The 16,196-nt window shown below is 63.3% G+C and carries 12 protein-coding genes; 8 read left to right on the top strand and 4 right to left on the bottom strand.

Annotated features, from left to right (window positions below):
• Positions 1–93: 93 nt before the first annotated feature.
• Entirely contained in the window at positions 94–846 is a 753-nt protein-coding gene (locus AB8717_RS04785) for a FadR/GntR family transcriptional regulator (RefSeq protein WP_443749888.1), read from the bottom strand.
• Positions 847–1,418: 572 nt separating this feature from the next.
• On the opposite strand from AB8717_RS04785, the gene manD reads away from it, so the two are divergent.
• From manD to AB8717_RS04745, 8 genes are all read left to right on the top strand, one after another.
• Positions 1,419–2,708, top strand: coding sequence for a D-mannonate dehydratase ManD (gene manD / locus AB8717_RS04780; RefSeq protein ID WP_443749887.1), 1,290 nt, complete (start codon positions 1,419–1,421; stop codon positions 2,706–2,708).
• Between the two features lie 85 nt (positions 2,709–2,793).
• Entirely contained in the window at positions 2,794–4,953 is a 2,160-nt protein-coding gene (locus tag AB8717_RS04775) for an alpha-glucuronidase family glycosyl hydrolase (protein ID WP_443749886.1), read from the top strand.
• An 896-nt stretch (positions 4,954–5,849) separates the two neighbouring features.
• A complete protein-coding gene (locus tag AB8717_RS04770) occupies positions 5,850–9,083 on the top strand; it encodes a TonB-dependent receptor (protein ID WP_443749885.1) in 3,234 nt (1,077 codons plus the stop codon).
• Between the two features lie 177 nt (positions 9,084–9,260).
• Complete coding sequence (locus tag AB8717_RS04765) at positions 9,261–9,998, top strand: SapC family protein (RefSeq protein ID WP_443749884.1); 738 nt, start codon at positions 9,261–9,263, stop codon at positions 9,996–9,998.
• A 6-nt stretch (positions 9,999–10,004) separates the two neighbouring features.
• Positions 10,005–11,495 (top strand): tryptophan halogenase family protein, encoded by a 1,491-nt coding sequence (locus AB8717_RS04760; RefSeq protein WP_443750856.1) that lies wholly within the window; start codon positions 10,005–10,007, stop codon positions 11,493–11,495.
• Positions 11,492–12,208, top strand: a complete 717-nt coding sequence (locus AB8717_RS04755) for a SapC family protein (protein WP_443749883.1) — start codon at positions 11,492–11,494, stop codon at positions 12,206–12,208. Before AB8717_RS04760 ends, AB8717_RS04755 begins: the two co-directional genes overlap by 4 nt.
• Positions 12,209–12,221: 13 nt before the next feature.
• Positions 12,222–13,253 carry a cupin-like domain-containing protein gene (locus AB8717_RS04750; protein WP_443749882.1) on the top strand — a complete coding sequence of 344 codons (1,032 nt, stop codon included), beginning with the start codon at positions 12,222–12,224 and terminating at the stop codon, positions 13,251–13,253.
• 22 nt (positions 13,254–13,275) lie between these two features.
• Positions 13,276–14,772 (top strand): tryptophan halogenase family protein, encoded by a 1,497-nt coding sequence (locus AB8717_RS04745; protein WP_443749881.1) that lies wholly within the window; start codon positions 13,276–13,278, stop codon positions 14,770–14,772.
• Here AB8717_RS04745 and AB8717_RS04740 read toward each other — a convergent pair whose 3' ends face one another.
• The 3 genes from AB8717_RS04740 to AB8717_RS04730 form a co-directional block, all read right to left on the bottom strand.
• Positions 14,773–15,048, bottom strand: a complete 276-nt coding sequence (locus AB8717_RS04740) for a hypothetical protein (RefSeq protein ID WP_443749880.1) — start codon at positions 15,046–15,048, stop codon at positions 14,773–14,775.
• Positions 15,049–15,187: 139 nt separating this feature from the next.
• Positions 15,188–15,472, bottom strand: coding sequence for a hypothetical protein (locus AB8717_RS04735; protein ID WP_443749879.1), 285 nt, complete (start codon positions 15,470–15,472; stop codon positions 15,188–15,190).
• Between the two features lie 69 nt (positions 15,473–15,541).
• Positions 15,542–16,177: a hypothetical protein gene (locus tag AB8717_RS04730; protein ID WP_443749878.1), complete on the bottom strand. Its 636-nt coding sequence runs from the start codon at positions 16,175–16,177 to the stop codon at positions 15,542–15,544.
• Positions 16,178–16,196: the final 19 nt, after the last annotated feature.

Genomic DNA, 16,196 nt, shown 5'->3' with positions numbered 1-16,196 from the left:
CAATCCTCATCTTGAGGACGGTGCGCCCGATTTGTAAACAACAGGTTTTTTTTCTCCACACTCTTCCGGGTACGGAGCAGTTTGCCGCCGGCCTCAGGGGTGGTGCAGCGCCCGGAACCGGTTGGCGAAAGCGGCGCGCTGGGCGTTCGACTGGCTCTTGGCCGTTTCGACCGCCTCCAGTTCGGTGGCGCGCAGCAGGTGCTCGATAACCCGGTCCATATGGGCGTGCATGGCCTTGCGGGCCTTGGGCGCCGAACCGGCCTTGAGCGCCTCGAGAATGTCGCGGTGCTCGGAAATGCGGTCGGTCATGCCGAGGTCGGCGGCCCGTTCCAGGATGTTGCGCGCGAACGGCGAGCGGTAGCGCCAGTCCCACAGGGTTTCGACCGTGGCCACCAGGGCGCCGTTGCCGGTCGACTGCGCGATGACGAAATGGAAGTCGCGGTCGGCCTTTTCCGCCTTTTCCTGGTCTGGATCGCCCATGGCGGTGAGCAGTTCTTCCAGCTCGGCGATATTTTCATCCGTACGCTGGGTGGCGGCCATGGCGGCGACCTCGCCCTCGAACAGGCGGCGCGCCTCGATCAGTTCGAAGGCGCCGATTTCCGCGTCCGGCTGGGCCGCGCGCATCGGCGGCTCCAGGACCAGGATGCCGACGCCGTGCTTGGCTTCGATCAGGCCGCGGATTTCAAGCGCGATCAAGGCTTCTCGCATGCTGGGGCGGCTGACGCCATAGGTCTGGGCCAGGTCGCGTTCGGTCGGCAGGCGGTCGCCCGGCTGGTAACGCCCGGACTCGATGTCCGCGGCGATGGAATCTGCGATCTGGCGATAAAGTTTCTTGGGTTCCGACATCGGCTGGCTGGCTGAATGATGACAGGGGACCAATATGCCGGTTCGCCCCCGCCTTTCAACTGGATTCGCGAATACGGAGCCGGAAGCCTAATGTCCTGACCACTGGCGCGAAGACACGTGCCGCCGCCGAAATCGCCGCCGCAGGACAGGACAAAGTTAACGCTCACATCCGCCGGGACCGGAATGGCCAGCCCTATCAGCCCGATATGGTCAGACCATTGACGCAAAGACGAGCAAGATTACGCCCAAAACAAGACAGGCGTCTGGCCAATTGTCGTACCAGCGGAGGCTGCCACCGGAAGTAATTTAGGCCCGCGCCATACCCGTTATGTCGGTATGGTTTCCGTTTAATCTTCATTTCACTGGGGTAATTGGCGATATTGCGGCTCGCAGTTTCGCGACATCTGCGCTAAACTGTGGCCAATTCGGCCCCATGGCCCACGAAGCGCCCGCGACAGGGTATGGCGAGCAAAATCGCTTGCATTCCGCCGCGTGGCAGTCCAATCTTGAATTGGTTTGACCTATGGCCGCCAGCCCACGGCCGCAGGCATGATTGCAAGGAGAGTAAAAGCGTGATGGATACCAGCCGCCAGGATGGCTTCGGACGCGACGGTTCCGCGTCCGGCGATTCCGCTTCCAAGGGCGGCGTCCGCGCCCGCATCACCGCCGCGCGCGTCATCGTCACCTGTCCCGGCCGGAATTTCGTCACGCTGAAGATCGAGACCGACCAGGGCATCTACGGCATCGGCGACGCTACGCTGAACGGCCGTGAGCTGGCCGTGGCCGCCTATCTGGAAGAGCACGTCATCCCGTGCCTGATCGGCCGCGACGCCCACCAGATCGAGGACATCTGGCAGTTCCTGTATCGCGGCGCCTACTGGCGGCGCGGCCCGGTGACCATGTCGGCCATCGCCGCCGTCGACATGGCGCTATGGGACATCAAGGGCAAGATCGCCGGCCTGCCCGTCTATCAATTGCTGGGCGGCGCTTGCCGCAACGCCGTCATGGTCTACGGCCACGCCAACGGCAAGTCGATCGAGGACACGATCGAGGCGGCGCTGGACTATAAGGAAAAAGGCTACCAGGCCATCCGCATCCAGTGCGGCGTGCCGGGCCTGGACGCCACCTACGGCGTCTCCAAGCACAAGACCTTCTACGAACCCGCCGACAGCGACCTGCCGACCGAGGACGTCTGGGACACGGCCGCTTACCTGCGCGTGGTGCCCAAGCTGTTCGCCGCGGCGCGCGACGCCCTGGGCGACGAGGTCCACCTGCTGCACGACGTCCACCACCGCCTGACGCCGATCGAGGCCGGGCGCCTGGGCCGCGACATCGAACCCTACCGCCCGTTCTGGATCGAGGACGCGACGCCGGCGGAAAACCAGGACAATTTCCGCCTGATCCGCCAGCATACGACGACGCCGCTGGCCGTCGGCGAGATCTTCAACTCGATCTGGGACTGCAAGGACCTGATCCAGAACCAGCTGATCGACTATATCCGCGCCACCATCGTGCACACGGGCGGCATCAGCCACCTGCGCAAGGTCGCCATGCTGGCCGACCTGCACAATGTGCGTACCGGCTGCCACGGCGCCACCGACCTGTCGCCGGTCACCATGGCCGCCGCCCTGCACTTCGACCTGTCGATCCCGAACTTCGGCATCCAGGAATTCATGCGCCATACCGACGCTACCTACGAGGTCTTCCCCAACAGCTACCGGTTCGAGAGCGGCTTCATGTACTGCTCCGAAGCGCCGGGCCTGGGTGTCGACATCGACGAGGACAAGGCGAAACTCTATCCGTACACGCGCGCCTACCTGCCGGTGAACCGTCTCAAGGACGGCACCATGTTCAACTGGTAGAAGCCCCCAAAGCGCATTTCCAGGATGCGCGACATAACAGACCGCTTAAGGGAGCGAAACGATGGCTGGTTTCAGGTTGCGGCCCATGGCCGCTGCGAGCGTTGCCCTGTGCCTGAGCGCCGGCCTGAACGCCGGCCTGAACGCCGGAACGGCCCGGGCCGAGGACGGTTATGACCTCTGGCTGCGCTATCGGCCGGTCGAAGCCGCGGCCCTGCCCGCCTACCGGCCGCACGCCTCTACCATCGTCGCGGCCGGCGGCAGCGCGACGATCGCCGCCGCCGTGGCGGAGCTGAAGCGCGGCCTGTCGGGCCTGCTGGCCGAAGACGTCACCACCGGCCAGATCGCGGACGGCGCCGTCGTCATCGGCACGCCAGCCTCATCCGATATTATAAAGAGCCTGAACCTGCCGCTGGCGGCCCTGAACGACGAAGGCTTTGTAATCCGTACCACGAGCGTCGGCGGTCATAAGGTCACCGTCATCGCCGGCAATACGGACACCGGCGTGCTTTACGGCGCCTTCCGTTATCTCAGCCTGATCGAAACGCGCAAGCCGGTCGATGCGCTCGACATCGCCGACGCGCCGAAGCTCAAGGTCCGCGTGCTCGACCACTGGGACAATCTCGACGGCACGGTCGAGCGCGGCTATTCGGGCCGCTCGATCTGGGACTGGTGGCGGCTGCCGGACCTGAAGGACGCACGCTATATAGATTATGCGCGCGCCGACGCCTCGGTCGGCATCAACGGCGTCGTGCTCAACAATGTCAACGCCAAGCCGGACAGCCTGACGGCGCCCTATATCGAAAAGACGCGCGCCGTCGCCGACATGCTCAGGCCCTACGGCATCAAGGTCTACCTGTCGGCGCGCTTTTCGGCGCCGATCGAGATCGGCCATTTGAAGACGGCCGACCCGCTCGATCCGGAGGTCCGCGCCTGGTGGAAGGCAAAGGCCGACGAAATCTATGCCGCCATCCCGGACTTCGGCGGCTTTCTTGTGAAGGCCAGTTCGGAAGGCCAGCCGGGTCCAGGCGATTATCATCGCACCCACGCCGACGGCGCCAATATGATGGCCGAAGCCGTCGGCCGGCACGGCGGCATCGTCATGTGGCGCGCCTTCGTCTATTCGGAGCACGATGCCCGCGACCGCGCCAAACAGGCGTCCTACGAATTTCAGCCGCTCGACGGCCAGTTCGCGCCGAACGTCCTGCTGCAAATCAAGAACGGCCCGATCGATTTCCAGCCGCGCGAGCCCTTCCATCCGTTGTTCGGCGCCATGCCGAAGACCAACGAGATGCTCGAGGTCCAGATCACCAAGGAATATCTCGGCCAGGCGACGCACCTCGTCTATTCGACAGCGCTCTACGAAGAGACGCTGAAAACGGATACTTTCGGCCAGGGTAAGGGAACGACCGTCGCCAAGGTCATCGAAGGCGGTATCGGCAACCATGCGCTTACCGGCATGGCGGGCGTGGCCAATATCGGCTCCGACCGCAACTGGTCGGGCTCGGACTTCAACCAGGCCGACTGGTATGGCTTCGGACGTCTGGCGTGGAATCCGGACGCCCCGGCGCGCGCCATCGCCGAGGACTGGGCGCGCATGACCTTCTCCAACGACCCGGCCTTCGTGAAGCCCGTCACCGACATGATGATGGCGTCGCGCGAAACGGTCGTGAAATACATGACGCCGCTTGGCCTGCATCACCAGATGGCGACGGGCCACCATTATGGTCCGGGCCCCTGGGTCTGCGACCTGGCGCGGCCGGAATGGAACCCATGCTACTATGCCAAGGCGGATGCGGGCGGCATCGGCTTCGACCGCACGAAGACCGGCAGCGACGCCCTGTCGCAATACGCGCCGGATGCGGCAAAGCAATGGGCCGACCCGAAGACGATCGATCCGAAATACCTGCTGTGGTTCCAGCACGTGCCGTGGACGTTCAAGATGAAGGACGGCCATATCCTGTGGGACGACCTGGTCATGACCTACAGCCAGGGCGTCGACGAGGTCCACGACATGCAGGCGACCTGGGCCAGCTTACGGCCCTATGTCGATTCGCAACGCTTCGAAGCCGTGTCGAGCAATCTGCGTATCCAGGCGCGCGAGGCCAAATGGTGGCGCGACGCATCGATCGCGTATTTCCAGAGCAAGTCGGGCCTGCCCCTGCCCAAGGGCTATGCCCAGCCGGAAGAGACGCTCGACTATTACAAATCGCTTGCCTTCCCCTATGCGCCCGGCCAGGGCAAGTAGGACAGCGGGCTTAATTGTAATATCAATGCAGCGGAAATACTTCCGAATTATTGGAATTTCCCGCGTGCGGTGATTCGCCGGACGAAATTTCACCGCATTGCAGCAGAAAATACCTGCGAATACACGGTTATTTGATACCAGAAGGCAAGGCTGTCCGCCCGTTGCCTCTATCATCGCAGTTGCAAAATTACCGGCCGTCCACGGAATGATACCGCTGGACAGGCGCGCCGTGTATTTGTATGACTACTGGAACGCGGACTTCAAATTTCCGTCAATTGGAAGGTCGCCAGGCCGTAGCGGGCATATGTGAAACCGCTTCCATCAATGAAATCATATGATTTTATTGAACTTTCCGGCAAAAATATCGCGAACGGCGGTATTTGAGGCCCTAAAGAAACCAAATTCAAAATACTTATAAAAGAAATAAAAAATCGGTGTGTCCGCGCATGACTTGCGCTTTCCATGGGCGAAATGCCAGTTTTCGGCTTTGTGGCGAATCTCCGGCAGAAGCCGGAAGTGGCACATCAGGGGCATTCCGATTTTATTAATAAAGTCAGGCAACTATCTCTGATCCGTTGGCATTTTGTGTCTAAATTGCAACGGATGAACGAAACAAGTGTCAAATCTGTTACCGCTATCTAGCGTCGACAGCGTTGTCATGGTACGCCTGCTGGCACCACATAAAAAGCAGATCAGGCCACTGAATACTTGGGGGGCTGAATCTGAACCAACGGGAGAACGCAAGGGATTTCCCTGCGCACATCTTTAACAGACCAGACGCGCTCGCCTTACGTGCGCGCTCTGATTGTATGTACGCAGCTCTTGCCTTTCCCCGACGTTGTGGCCGACGCAGCAATGCCGAAGTTTAAAGACTTCAATCAAGTTGGGAGAACGACATGAATACAGTAACGCGTAATGGAAGGAAGTCGGTGCGTGCCGTTGTGCTGACCGGGGTTTCGACCCTGGCTCTGGTCACGATGGCCGCTCCGGTCTTCGCGCAGACGGCGCCCGCGGCCAAGGCCGACAGCGACGTCGTGGTCGTCACGGGTCTCCGTGGCTCGCTGCAACGCGCGATGAACATCAAGAAGAACGCCGACGGCGTCGTCGACGGCATCTCGGCCGAAGACGTGGGCAAGTATCCCGACACGAACCTGGCCGACTCGCTGCAGCGCGTCCCCGGTGTGTCGATCAACCGCGTCAACGGTGAAGGCGAGCAACTGACGGTCCGCGGCTTCGGCCCCGGCTATAACTCGACGACTGTCGACGGCCGCATCATGCCGGCCTCGGGTATCGGCGTCATCGGCGGCGGCCAGGGCGCTGACAGCGGCCAGGGCAATTCGCGCGCCTTCGACTTCTCGAACATCGCTTCTGACGGTGTCGGCGCCGTGCAGGTCTACAAGACCGGCCGCGCGGACGTCGCCTCGGGCGGCATCGGCGCCACCGTCAACGTCGTCACCCTGCAGCCCCTGCTGCACCCCGGTTCGGCCGGCAGCCTCACGATCAAGGGCCTGACCAACGACCATCCGGGCCTCGGCACGGTTCTGCCGAAGAAGTCGATCACGCCGGAAATCTCGGGCGCGTATCAGTGGACCGACGACAGCGGCAAGTTCGGCGTCGCCCTGTTCGGTTCGCACCAGGAAAAGACCGGTTCGTCGCGTCAGGACACCGTCAACAACTGGAACATCGAAACCTACAGCGCGTTCCTGGCTTCGGCTGCGGCCAAGGCCAATGCCAGCTCCAACCCTCCGTTCCCGGCGGCGGTCATCACCAACGCCCCGACCAACATGAATCAGTTGATCGCGGTGCCGTCCGACAGCCGTCTGACCTATGCCGAAGACGACGTGAAGCGTGACAACGCCGAAGTCGTCCTGCAATGGAAGCCGATGGAAAACCTGACGGTCACGGCGAATACCTTCTATTCGCAAGTGGTCGAACAGGAAGCCCGCTCGGAACTGACCAACTGGTTCTCGGCCCAGCCCTTCGCGGCCGTGACCTTCAACGGCGACCCGGTCATCGATTCGATCGTCAAGGTGACCGACAGCATTCCGCAAGCCGCTTCGTCCCCCACCACCGGTAAGGACCAGGGCTACGAAAACGAACTGCGCTCGATCAAGAACACCCTGCAATCGACCGGCCTGAAGGTGAAGTACAAGCCGACCGATCACTGGACCCTGACGTTCGACATCTCGTCGTCGGAATCCCAGTCGGGCGGCAACAACGCGGACGGTTCGTCGTCCGACACGGTCAGCTCGGCTCAGGTCTACGTGGCCCAGAACGGCGTGTACGTGAACTCGACCACCTACGGCAACCTGGCGGCGCCGATCCAGAACTACCGCCTGGATCCGAACTATTCGCCGACCCACGCCCAGGATATCGGCTCGCTGGCCTCGGGCTACAGCAACCAGTTCTTCTCCTCGCAAAAGGACAAGATCGACGAAGCCAAGTTCGACGCCGTCTATCAGGTTGACGACGACAGCAAGCTGAGCTTCGGCCTGGATACCTACAAGAACGTCAACGAGTCGGCGTACCAGGCCTATCAGGCCCAGTTCGGCGACTGGGGCGGTCTGAACCCGGGCGACGTGCAAAAGTACGGCACGCAGGACATCAAGTCGTTCTGCATGGCCTGCCAGTTCACCACGGTCGACATGCCGACCCAGGACGGTACGGCTTACCGCTACAACGCCGTCACCGCCTATAACGGTCTGAAGGCCTATTACGGCGACGCCGCGCACTTCGCGAACGTCTTGCCGGCCGGTCACGGCAGCGCCAACACGCCGCACTCCAACGGCTTCGCCCACAACAAGGTGGAAGAAGACGTGAAGGCCGGCTACGCGCAGTTCTCGATGAAGTCCAGCCTCGTTGGCCGCCCGGTCAAGATCCTGGCCGGCGTCCGTTACGAAGACACCAACGTAACGGTTACGGCCTACCAGAACATCCCGACCGGCATCCGTTGGGACCAGAAGAACAACTTCTCGGTCATCCAGGGCACGGGCGTTCAGCCGTACGCGGTGAAGTCTCACTACACCAACCTGCTGCCGAGCCTCGACCTGGCGATGAACATCACCGACCAGCTCACCGGCCGTATGTCGTTCTCGATCACCGACGCCCGTCCGCAATACAGCTCGCTGTATGCGACGACTTCGGTCAGCCCTCCGGGTCACGCGATCGGCGCCAACGCCGGCGGTATCTATACCGCCAACTCGGGTAACCCGTCGCTGAAGCCGCTGGTCTCGGAAAACTTCGACGCCTCGGCCGAATGGTACTACGGTAAGAACAGCTACGTTTCGCTGGGCTACTACCGCAAGGCCGTTCAGAACTTCATCGGCAACGGCACGTCGCAGCAAAACCTGTTCGGTCTCCGCGATCCGTCTTCGGGCACGGGCACCACGCGTTCGGGCAAGGCCGCGACGGCTCTGCGCGGCCTCGGCGAAACGGTTGGCGATAACAACCTGTCCGCCATGACCATCCTGGTCAACGCCGCCAACGGTGACGTTGCCGTGGCTACGGACAACTACACCCACCACCGCGATCCGAATGGCGTCGTCTACGCCGACGCCAACGCCCTGGCCACTGCCCTCTGGGGTAACTCGGCCTGGGTCGTGAGCAGCGCCGCTGATGATCCTCTGGCTCAGTTCACCGTGTCGCAGCCGGTCAACAACCACACCGCCAACATCGACGGTTTCGAGTTCTCGCTGCAACACTTCTTCGGTGACACCGGCTTCGGCGTCGCTGCCAGCGCCACCACGGTTAACGGTGACGTTGCGCTCGACAACGCGGCCGACCCCGGCCCGAACGCTCCGGACCAGTTCGCTCTGGAAGGCCTGTCGGATACCTACAACATCACGGGTATCTACGAAAAGTACGGCTTCGAAGGCCGTATCGTCTACAACTGGCGCGACAAGTATCTGGCGCAAGCCAATGCCTCGCAACACGGTGGCCGTTACGTCGCCGCGTTCGGCCAGTGGGACGCTTCGCTGAACTACACCGTGACCCCGAAGGTCATCCTGTCGTTCGAAGCCTTGAACATCAACAAGGCCCATCTGGTGCAGTACATCCGCGTTCCGACCAACGTGCTGATGTATCAAGAGCTTGACTCGCGTTACGAGTTCGGCGTGCGCTACAAGTTCTAAGCTTTACGCTTGGATCTGACAGGGAGGGCCGCGGGCAACCGCGGCCCTCTTTTTTTATGAGAGCCGGCTGCGACGATTTATCCCGCGCGCCGGTCCCCTCTTCGATACGTGTCAGGCTTGCCTTTTTGCCCCTGCCGCACCATCGTGGGGCCAATCAAAAGCATAAGGGCGGAGACCTTGGGACAACACGTCGTACTCAACAATGTCGAACATCACGACCTGCGTCTGATCACGCGCCGCGGAGCGGCCTTCGGCGACAGCGCCAACCAGACCGTGGTCTACCCGTCCGAATACCAGGAGATTCAACGGCATTATCCGATCTTCTTCCGCCAGGCGGAAGGCGGCGGCCTCCAGTCTGTCGCCCTGCTGGGCTTCGACAAGGCCGAGAACCTGTTCCTCGACGGCGATGTGTGGAACGCCGGCTACATCCCCGCCATGCACCGCGTCGGTCCGTTCCTGATCGGCCAGCCGCAGGCGGCGCCGGGCGAGGCGCTGCCGGAGGACGCAGACGCGGTGATTCTGGTCGATCCCGCCCACGCCCGCATCAGCCGCACCGAGGGGGAAGCGCTGTTCCTCTCCAACGGCGGCAACAGCCCGGCCCTGAACGAAGTCGGCCAGGTCCTCGAACAGGTCTATTATGGCGCCCGGGCAAGCGACGCCATGTTCGCCGCCTTCCAGGACAGTGGCCTGCTGGCCCCCGTCCAGATCGAGGTCAAGATCGACGACACGCAATCCTTCATCCTGAAGGACATGCTGACCATCAGCCGCGAAGCCTTGCACAACCTCGACGATGCGCACCTGCGGGCGCTGAACCAGGCGGGCTTCCTGGCCCTGGCCTTCCATGTCGTGTCGTCCATGGGCAATCTCAGCCGGATGATCACCCTGAAAACAAGCCGCGCCGCCGTGGCTGCGTAAGGAGCAATCCGAATGAACATGGTCAAGAAGGTCGTCATCGTCGGCGGCGGCACGGCCGGCTGGTGCGCCGCCGCCGGCCTGTCCCGCCTGCTGGGCCCCATGCTCGACATTACCCTGGTCGAATCGGCCGATATCGGCATCATCGGCGTCGGCGAAGCGACCATTCCGACGATCCGGGCCTTTCATACGCTGATCAGCGTAGACGAACAGGCCTTCATGCGCGCGACCAATGCGACCTTCAAGACGGGCATCGCGTTCGAGAACTGGGCGCGCGACGGCGACCGCTATTTCCACTCGTTCGGCACGATCGGCAAATCGCCGTGGATGGCGCCCTTCCATAACATCTGGCTCGAGGCAAGATCGCAGGGCTTCGGCGGTTCGCTCGACGACTACAGCCTGGAAACCAAGGCCGGGCTGGCGGGCAAGTTCCAGCTCCATAAGAACCTGCCGATCAACTACGCCTACCATTTCGACGCCGTCCTGTACGGCAAGTACCTGCGGAGCTTAAGCGAAGCCTCCGGCGTCAAGCGGATCGAAGGCGACGTCACAAGCGTCCGGCAAAACCCGGAAACGGGCTTCATCACCGCGGTGACCCTGGCGTCGGGCGCCGTCGTCGAAGGCGACCTGTTCATCGACTGCACCGGCTTCCGCGGCCTGCTGATCGAACAGACCCTGAAGACCGGCTGGGAGGACTGGAGCCACTGGCTGCCGACCGACCGGGCGCTGGCGGTGCAGACGCGCGCCGACACACCGGTCACGCCCTACACCAAGGCGGCGGCGCACGGCGAAGGCTGGCGCTGGCGCATCCAGCTGCAGAACCGCGTCGGCAACGGCATGATCTATTCCAGCGCCTATCTGTCGGACGACGAGGCCGAGGCGCGTCTGCGCGGCCTGCTCGACGAACCCATGCTCAACGAGCCCAGGATCATCAAATACGGCGCCGGCCGGCGCAAGGCCTTCTGGAACAAGAACTGCATCGCCATGGGGCTGGCCAGCAGCTTCGTCGAGCCGCTGGAATCGACCAGTATCCACCTGTTCCAGCGCGGCGTCCTGCATCTGGTGCAGAACTTCCCCTTCTTCGGCATCACGGATGCGCAGGTCGACCACTATAACGACGTATCGTCGAAGGAACTGGAATATGCCCGCGACTTCGTCATCCTGCACTACAAGCTGAACGAACGCACCGACAGCGCCTTCTGGAAGGACCGGGCGGCCATGTCCGTGCCCGACGACCTGCAGGCGCGCATCGACCTGTTCCGTGAAACGGCGACGGCCTACCAGGGCCCGGGCGAGCTGTTCCGCGTCGATTCCTGGGCGCAGGTCATGCTGGGCCAGAGGCTGGAACCCCGGGGCTGGCACCGCCTGGCCGGCCTGATGACCCGCCAGGAGATGGACGGAGTGTTCGACGGCCTGAAAAAGACGGTCGATCATACCGTGGCCCAGATGATGCCCCACGACACCTTCGTGAAACAGTACTGCCCGACGACGGCGGCATGAGCCCGATCGTCAGGCTGGACAATGTCGAGCACCATGACCTGCGCCTGATCGCCGGGCCGGCGGGCGGCGCGGACGACCGGGTCAACCTGGCCCTGGTCGTGCCGGCCGAATTCGCCGAGGTCCAGCGCGAATACCCGATCCTGTTCCGCCAGGCGGAGGACGGCGGCTTCCAGGCCTTCGCCCTGCTGGGTCTTGAGACCGACGAGAACCTTTTCCTCGACGAGACGGGCTGGCGCGCCCGCTATGTCCCGGCGATCCAGGCACGCGGTCCTTTCAGCATCGGCTTGCGCGATACGGGGGACGACGAGCCGGATTCGATGGTCATGGTCGACACCGGTCATCCCCGGATCAGCCGGGATGACGGCGAGCCCCTGTTCCTGTCCCACGGCGGCAATGCGCCGGTACTGGAACGCGTGCTGCAGGCGCTGCGGACGCTGCATGCCGGCATCGCCGCCAGCGACGCCATGTTCGCCGCCTTTCACGCCGCGGGCCTGCTGGCGCCGGTCAATATCGAAATCCAGCTCGACGACGGCGCGCGCCACGCCCTGACCGGCTTTTTCTCGGTCAGCCAGGAGGCCTGTGCGCGACTCGATGCCGCAACCCTGGCGGATCTCAACCGTTCCGGCTTCCTCGCCCTGGCCTTTTATGTCATCCATTCGACCGCAAACATGCGCCGGCTGATCGACATGAAGACCCGCCGGCACGCGTCCTGAGACAGGGAGTCCGATGAGCGGCGTTACCAACAAGACCAGGGTCGTCACCGGCATCGCGCCGGACAGGATTCCCTACGACGACCTGATGGCGGCGCAGGAAGCCGTCATCATGAAGGGCGTGGCGAAGGACTGGCCGCTGGTCCAGGCCGGCCTGACATCGCCGCAAGCCGCCATGCAGCACGTGATGGGCTTCTATCAGGGCCGGCCGGTCACCGCCTTTCGCGGCGCGCCCGAAATCAAGGGCCGCTTCTTCTACAATGACGACGTCTCGGGCATGAATTTTTCGGGCAGCCGGGCGGCCCTCGGCGACGTGCTGGACACCATCACCGCACACCTCGACGATCCCGCGCCGCCGTCCTTCTATATCGGCTCGACCGACCTCGACCTCTATCTGCCCGGTTTCCGCGGGCACAACGACCTGATGCTGAATCACCCGATGTTCGAGCGCAACCCGCCGCTGGGCAGCATCTGGATCGGCAACCGCACCACGGCGACCGCCCATTTCGACATGTCGCACAACCTGGCGGTCTGCGCCGTCGGCCGCCGCCGCTTCACCCTGTTCCCGCCCGATCAGGTCGAAAACCTCTATCCGGGACCGCTGGAGCCGACGCCCGGCGGCCAGGTCATCAGCATGGTCGACTTCGCCAATCCCGAACTCGACCGCTTTCCCAATTTCCGCAAGGCCATGGCGGCCGGCCAGGTCGCCGAGCTGGAGCCCGGCGACGTCCTCTTCTATCCCGCCCTGTGGTGGCATCATGTCGAGGCGCTGGAGCCGTTCAACGTCCTGGTGAACTACTGGTGGAATACGTCACCCGCCTATATGGACACGCCGTGGAACACGCTGCTGCACGGCATGCTGTCGCTGCGCGAGCGGCCGGAAAGCGAAAAGCAGGCGTGGCGGGCCCTGTTCGACTACTATATCTTCGGTCCGTCCGACCGTCCGGCGGCGCACCTGCCCGAACATGCGCAAGGTGCGCTGGGGCCGCTCGACGACATGAAGGCACGGCGCCTGCGCGCGACCCTGCTCAATAAAATGAACCGATAAAAAGCGGGATGGAGAGACGGCGATGATGGGCAAACCGGTGAAAAAGGTGGTCATCGCCGGCGGCGGCACCGCCGGATGGTGCGCGGCCGCGGCGCTCGGCCGGTTCCTGGGGCCGCTGGTCGACGTCACCCTGGTCGAGTCGGAAGAGATCGGTATCGTCGGCGTCGGCGAATCGACCATCCCGACCGTGCGCACCTTCCATAACTTCCTAGGCATAGACGAGCGCGAATTCCTGCGCGCCACCAACGCCACCTACAAGCTGGCCATCGTCTTCGAGAACTGGGCGCGCGACGGCGACCGCTACATCCACTCGTTCGGCGAGATGGGCGTGTCGAACTGGCTGGCGCCCTTCCACCATGTCTGGCTCGAAGCGCGTTCGCGCGGCCTGGCCGGCGATTTCGGCGACTACGGCTTCGAATACCAGGCGGCCGAACAGGGCAAGTTCCAGGGCGGGGAAGGCTCGCGCCTGTCCTATGCCTACCATCTCGACGCCGTGCTCTATGGCCGCTTCCTTAGGACCTTAAGCGAAAAGGCCGGCGTCAAACGCATCGAAGGCCGCATCGCGACCGTCGACCAGGACGCCCAATCGGGTTTCGTCACGGCGCTCAATCTCGACTCCGGCCAGCGCATCGAAGGCGACCTGTTCATCGACTGCACCGGCTTCCGCGCGCTGCTGACCGAAGGCGCGCTCAAGACCGGCTGGGAAGACTGGTCGCACTGGCTGCCGACCGACCGCGCCGTCGTCACCCAGACCGAAAGCCAGGGTCCGCTCATGCCCTATACGCGCGCCATCGCCCACGGCGAAGGCTGGCGCTGGCGCATTCCGCTACAGACCCGCACCGGTAACGGCTACGTCTATTCCAGCCAGTACCTGTCGGACGACGACGCCCGTGAACGCTTCGTGGCCGCGATCGATTCGCCGCCCCTGTTCGAGCCGCGCCTGATCCGCTACCAGACCGGCACCCGCCGCCTGACCTGGAACAAGAACGTCGTGGCGCTCGGCCTGTCGTCGGGCTTTATCGAGCCGCTGGAATCGACCTCGATCCATCTGTTCCAGATCGGCGTCACGCGCCTGGCGCAGCTCTTCCCGTTCGACGGCATCGATCCGGTCCTGATCGACCGCTACAACGCCATGGCGCGCCATGAGCTTGAGCGGGTGCGCGACTTCGTCATCCTGCATTACAAGGCGACCGAGCGCGACGACACGGCCTTCTGGCGCGACCGCCAGGCCATGTCCGTGCCCGACACGCTGGCGGCGCGCATCGACCTGTTCCGCGAAACGGCGCACGCCTACCAGGAATCGGGCGACCTGTTCCGCGTCGATTCGTGGACACAGGTCCTGATGGGCCAGCGCATCATGCCGAAGTCCTGGCACCGTATCGCCGCCACGATGAGGGATGCGCAACTGGCCCAGGCACTGGACGCGCTGAAAGGCAATATCGCCCGCACCGTCGCAGCCTTGCCGACCCAGGCGCAGTTCATCGAAAGCTACCTGCCGGCGCCCCAGCCCGCCCTGTAGTCACTTCAGTTCGGACAGCGCCTGGTAGTCGTGCGCGGCCGCCAGGTCGAAGGCCCGCGACAGGGCGGATTCGACGGTGGCGCGATCGGCGGTCTGGGACAGCAGGGCCTGCAACTGGCCCGCGAAATAGCGTTTGAGTCGGCGCAGCAGGCCGCTGGGCGTGCCGACACCGACTTCGGGCGCGATGGCGTCGCTCAGGATCTGGCAGCCCGTCTCCGGGTCTATATGACCCGCGGGCAGGAGATCGAGGACGGTCGTGATGAAGGGCGCTGGCATGAGATTTCCCGGTAACGCAATACACGCTCCATGATCTCGCAAAAGGCGTAATGGTTCGATGCCGCTACCCCGGATATTGTCTCAGGCCCTGAGAATGATTGTCATCAAAAGCCGTTAGGGGACCGTCAAGACGCCGGTTTTACGGCAGGAAGCGGCCGAAGCCGGGACCGCCGCCCATCAGGGTGAACTGAAACTGGTTATTCAGCATGGCGCCGTCATTCGACAGTATGTCGCGCTGGCGCTGCGCCGTCTGGGCCTGCAGGGTTTCGTCACCCTTTTCCGAGTGATGTGTCCTGGCCGTCGCGGCCTGACATTGCGCCAAGGCATCCGCGATGGTCGCCCCTTCGCCGCTGACGCCATTCAGGGTAACGCGAAAGCCGCCGTTCGGCGACAGCTCGATAATAGGTCCGGTTGCCGTGTCCATTCGATGCCCCCCTGGGAAAACACCCTGAAATATTACGATATTCGGACGAAAAGTCCATAAAAAGCGCCTTTAGGGCGCGCGCCCCGCCCACGAAATTTCCCAGCCCTGCCCTTTCAGCCACCGCAGCAGCCGCTTTTCGTTCCAGTCCTGGCTGCCGCCGATATATCTCAACGCATGGCCCTGCGGATCGAAGACGTAATAGGGATAGCCGCCATAGCCGGTATCGTCGCCTCGGCCCTTGTAAAGCGCCGTATGCTGCGTGGCCAGGATATCGCCGCGATACCGTCCCGTGCGGATGATCCCGTTAAGCTCGGCATAAAAGGCGATTTCGTATTTCCCGGTCGTGGGATCGACACGATAGATCGTCGTTTCGTCACCGCCCGGGGCGGCCCCGACATAAAGGACGCGACCGTCCAGACTGAAGACAGGCGCACCGATATTGCCTTCCCGATTGGGCATTCCCGGTGCGGGCATAACCCGGCGTTCCCGGCCCGAGCGGCAGTTTCGCAGCCAGAGATTGCCCTCCTTGCCGTCGGGAATATCTGCATTGGGAATGTCGCGGATAAACGCCGCCAGTTTTCCGTCCGGCGACAAGGCCGCTTCGGTTCCCGGCGGCAGGCCGCACGCGCCCTTCGGCGCGGCCCAGGCCTGCGCCGCGATCATGCCGGCCATCACGGCCAGGATGCATGGAAAAAGTCTCCGCATCGCTCCCCCTTGCGATGGT

Origin of the sequence: Asticcacaulis solisilvae, assembly GCF_052327315.1 — a bacterium.
Taxonomy (GTDB): Bacteria; Pseudomonadota; Alphaproteobacteria; order Caulobacterales; family Caulobacteraceae; genus Asticcacaulis; species Asticcacaulis solisilvae_B.
Note: the sequence above shows the minus strand (reverse complement) of the source record. Positions and strands in the feature narration are given on the sequence as shown.

What these genes read in the sequence shown, in the direction of transcription:
- AB8717_RS04785 (WP_443749888.1), bottom strand. Translation starts at nt 846, where the DNA reads ATGTCGGAACCCAAGAAACTTTATCGCCAGATCGCAGATTCCATCGCC.
- AB8717_RS04775 (WP_443749886.1), top strand. Translation starts at nt 2,794, where the DNA reads ATGGCCGCTGCGAGCGTTGCCCTGTGCCTGAGCGCCGGCCTGAACGCC.
- AB8717_RS04770 (WP_443749885.1), top strand. Translation starts at nt 5,850, where the DNA reads ATGAATACAGTAACGCGTAATGGAAGGAAGTCGGTGCGTGCCGTTGTG.
- AB8717_RS04755 (WP_443749883.1), top strand. Translation starts at nt 11,492, where the DNA reads ATGAGCCCGATCGTCAGGCTGGACAATGTCGAGCACCATGACCTGCGC.
- AB8717_RS04750 (WP_443749882.1), top strand. Translation starts at nt 12,222, where the DNA reads ATGAGCGGCGTTACCAACAAGACCAGGGTCGTCACCGGCATCGCGCCG.
- AB8717_RS04745 (WP_443749881.1), top strand. Translation starts at nt 13,276, where the DNA reads ATGATGGGCAAACCGGTGAAAAAGGTGGTCATCGCCGGCGGCGGCACC.
- AB8717_RS04740 (WP_443749880.1), bottom strand. Translation starts at nt 15,048, where the DNA reads ATGCCAGCGCCCTTCATCACGACCGTCCTCGATCTCCTGCCCGCGGGT.
- AB8717_RS04735 (WP_443749879.1), bottom strand. Translation starts at nt 15,472, where the DNA reads ATGGACACGGCAACCGGACCTATTATCGAGCTGTCGCCGAACGGCGGC.
- AB8717_RS04730 (WP_443749878.1), bottom strand. Translation starts at nt 16,177, where the DNA reads ATGCGGAGACTTTTTCCATGCATCCTGGCCGTGATGGCCGGCATGATC.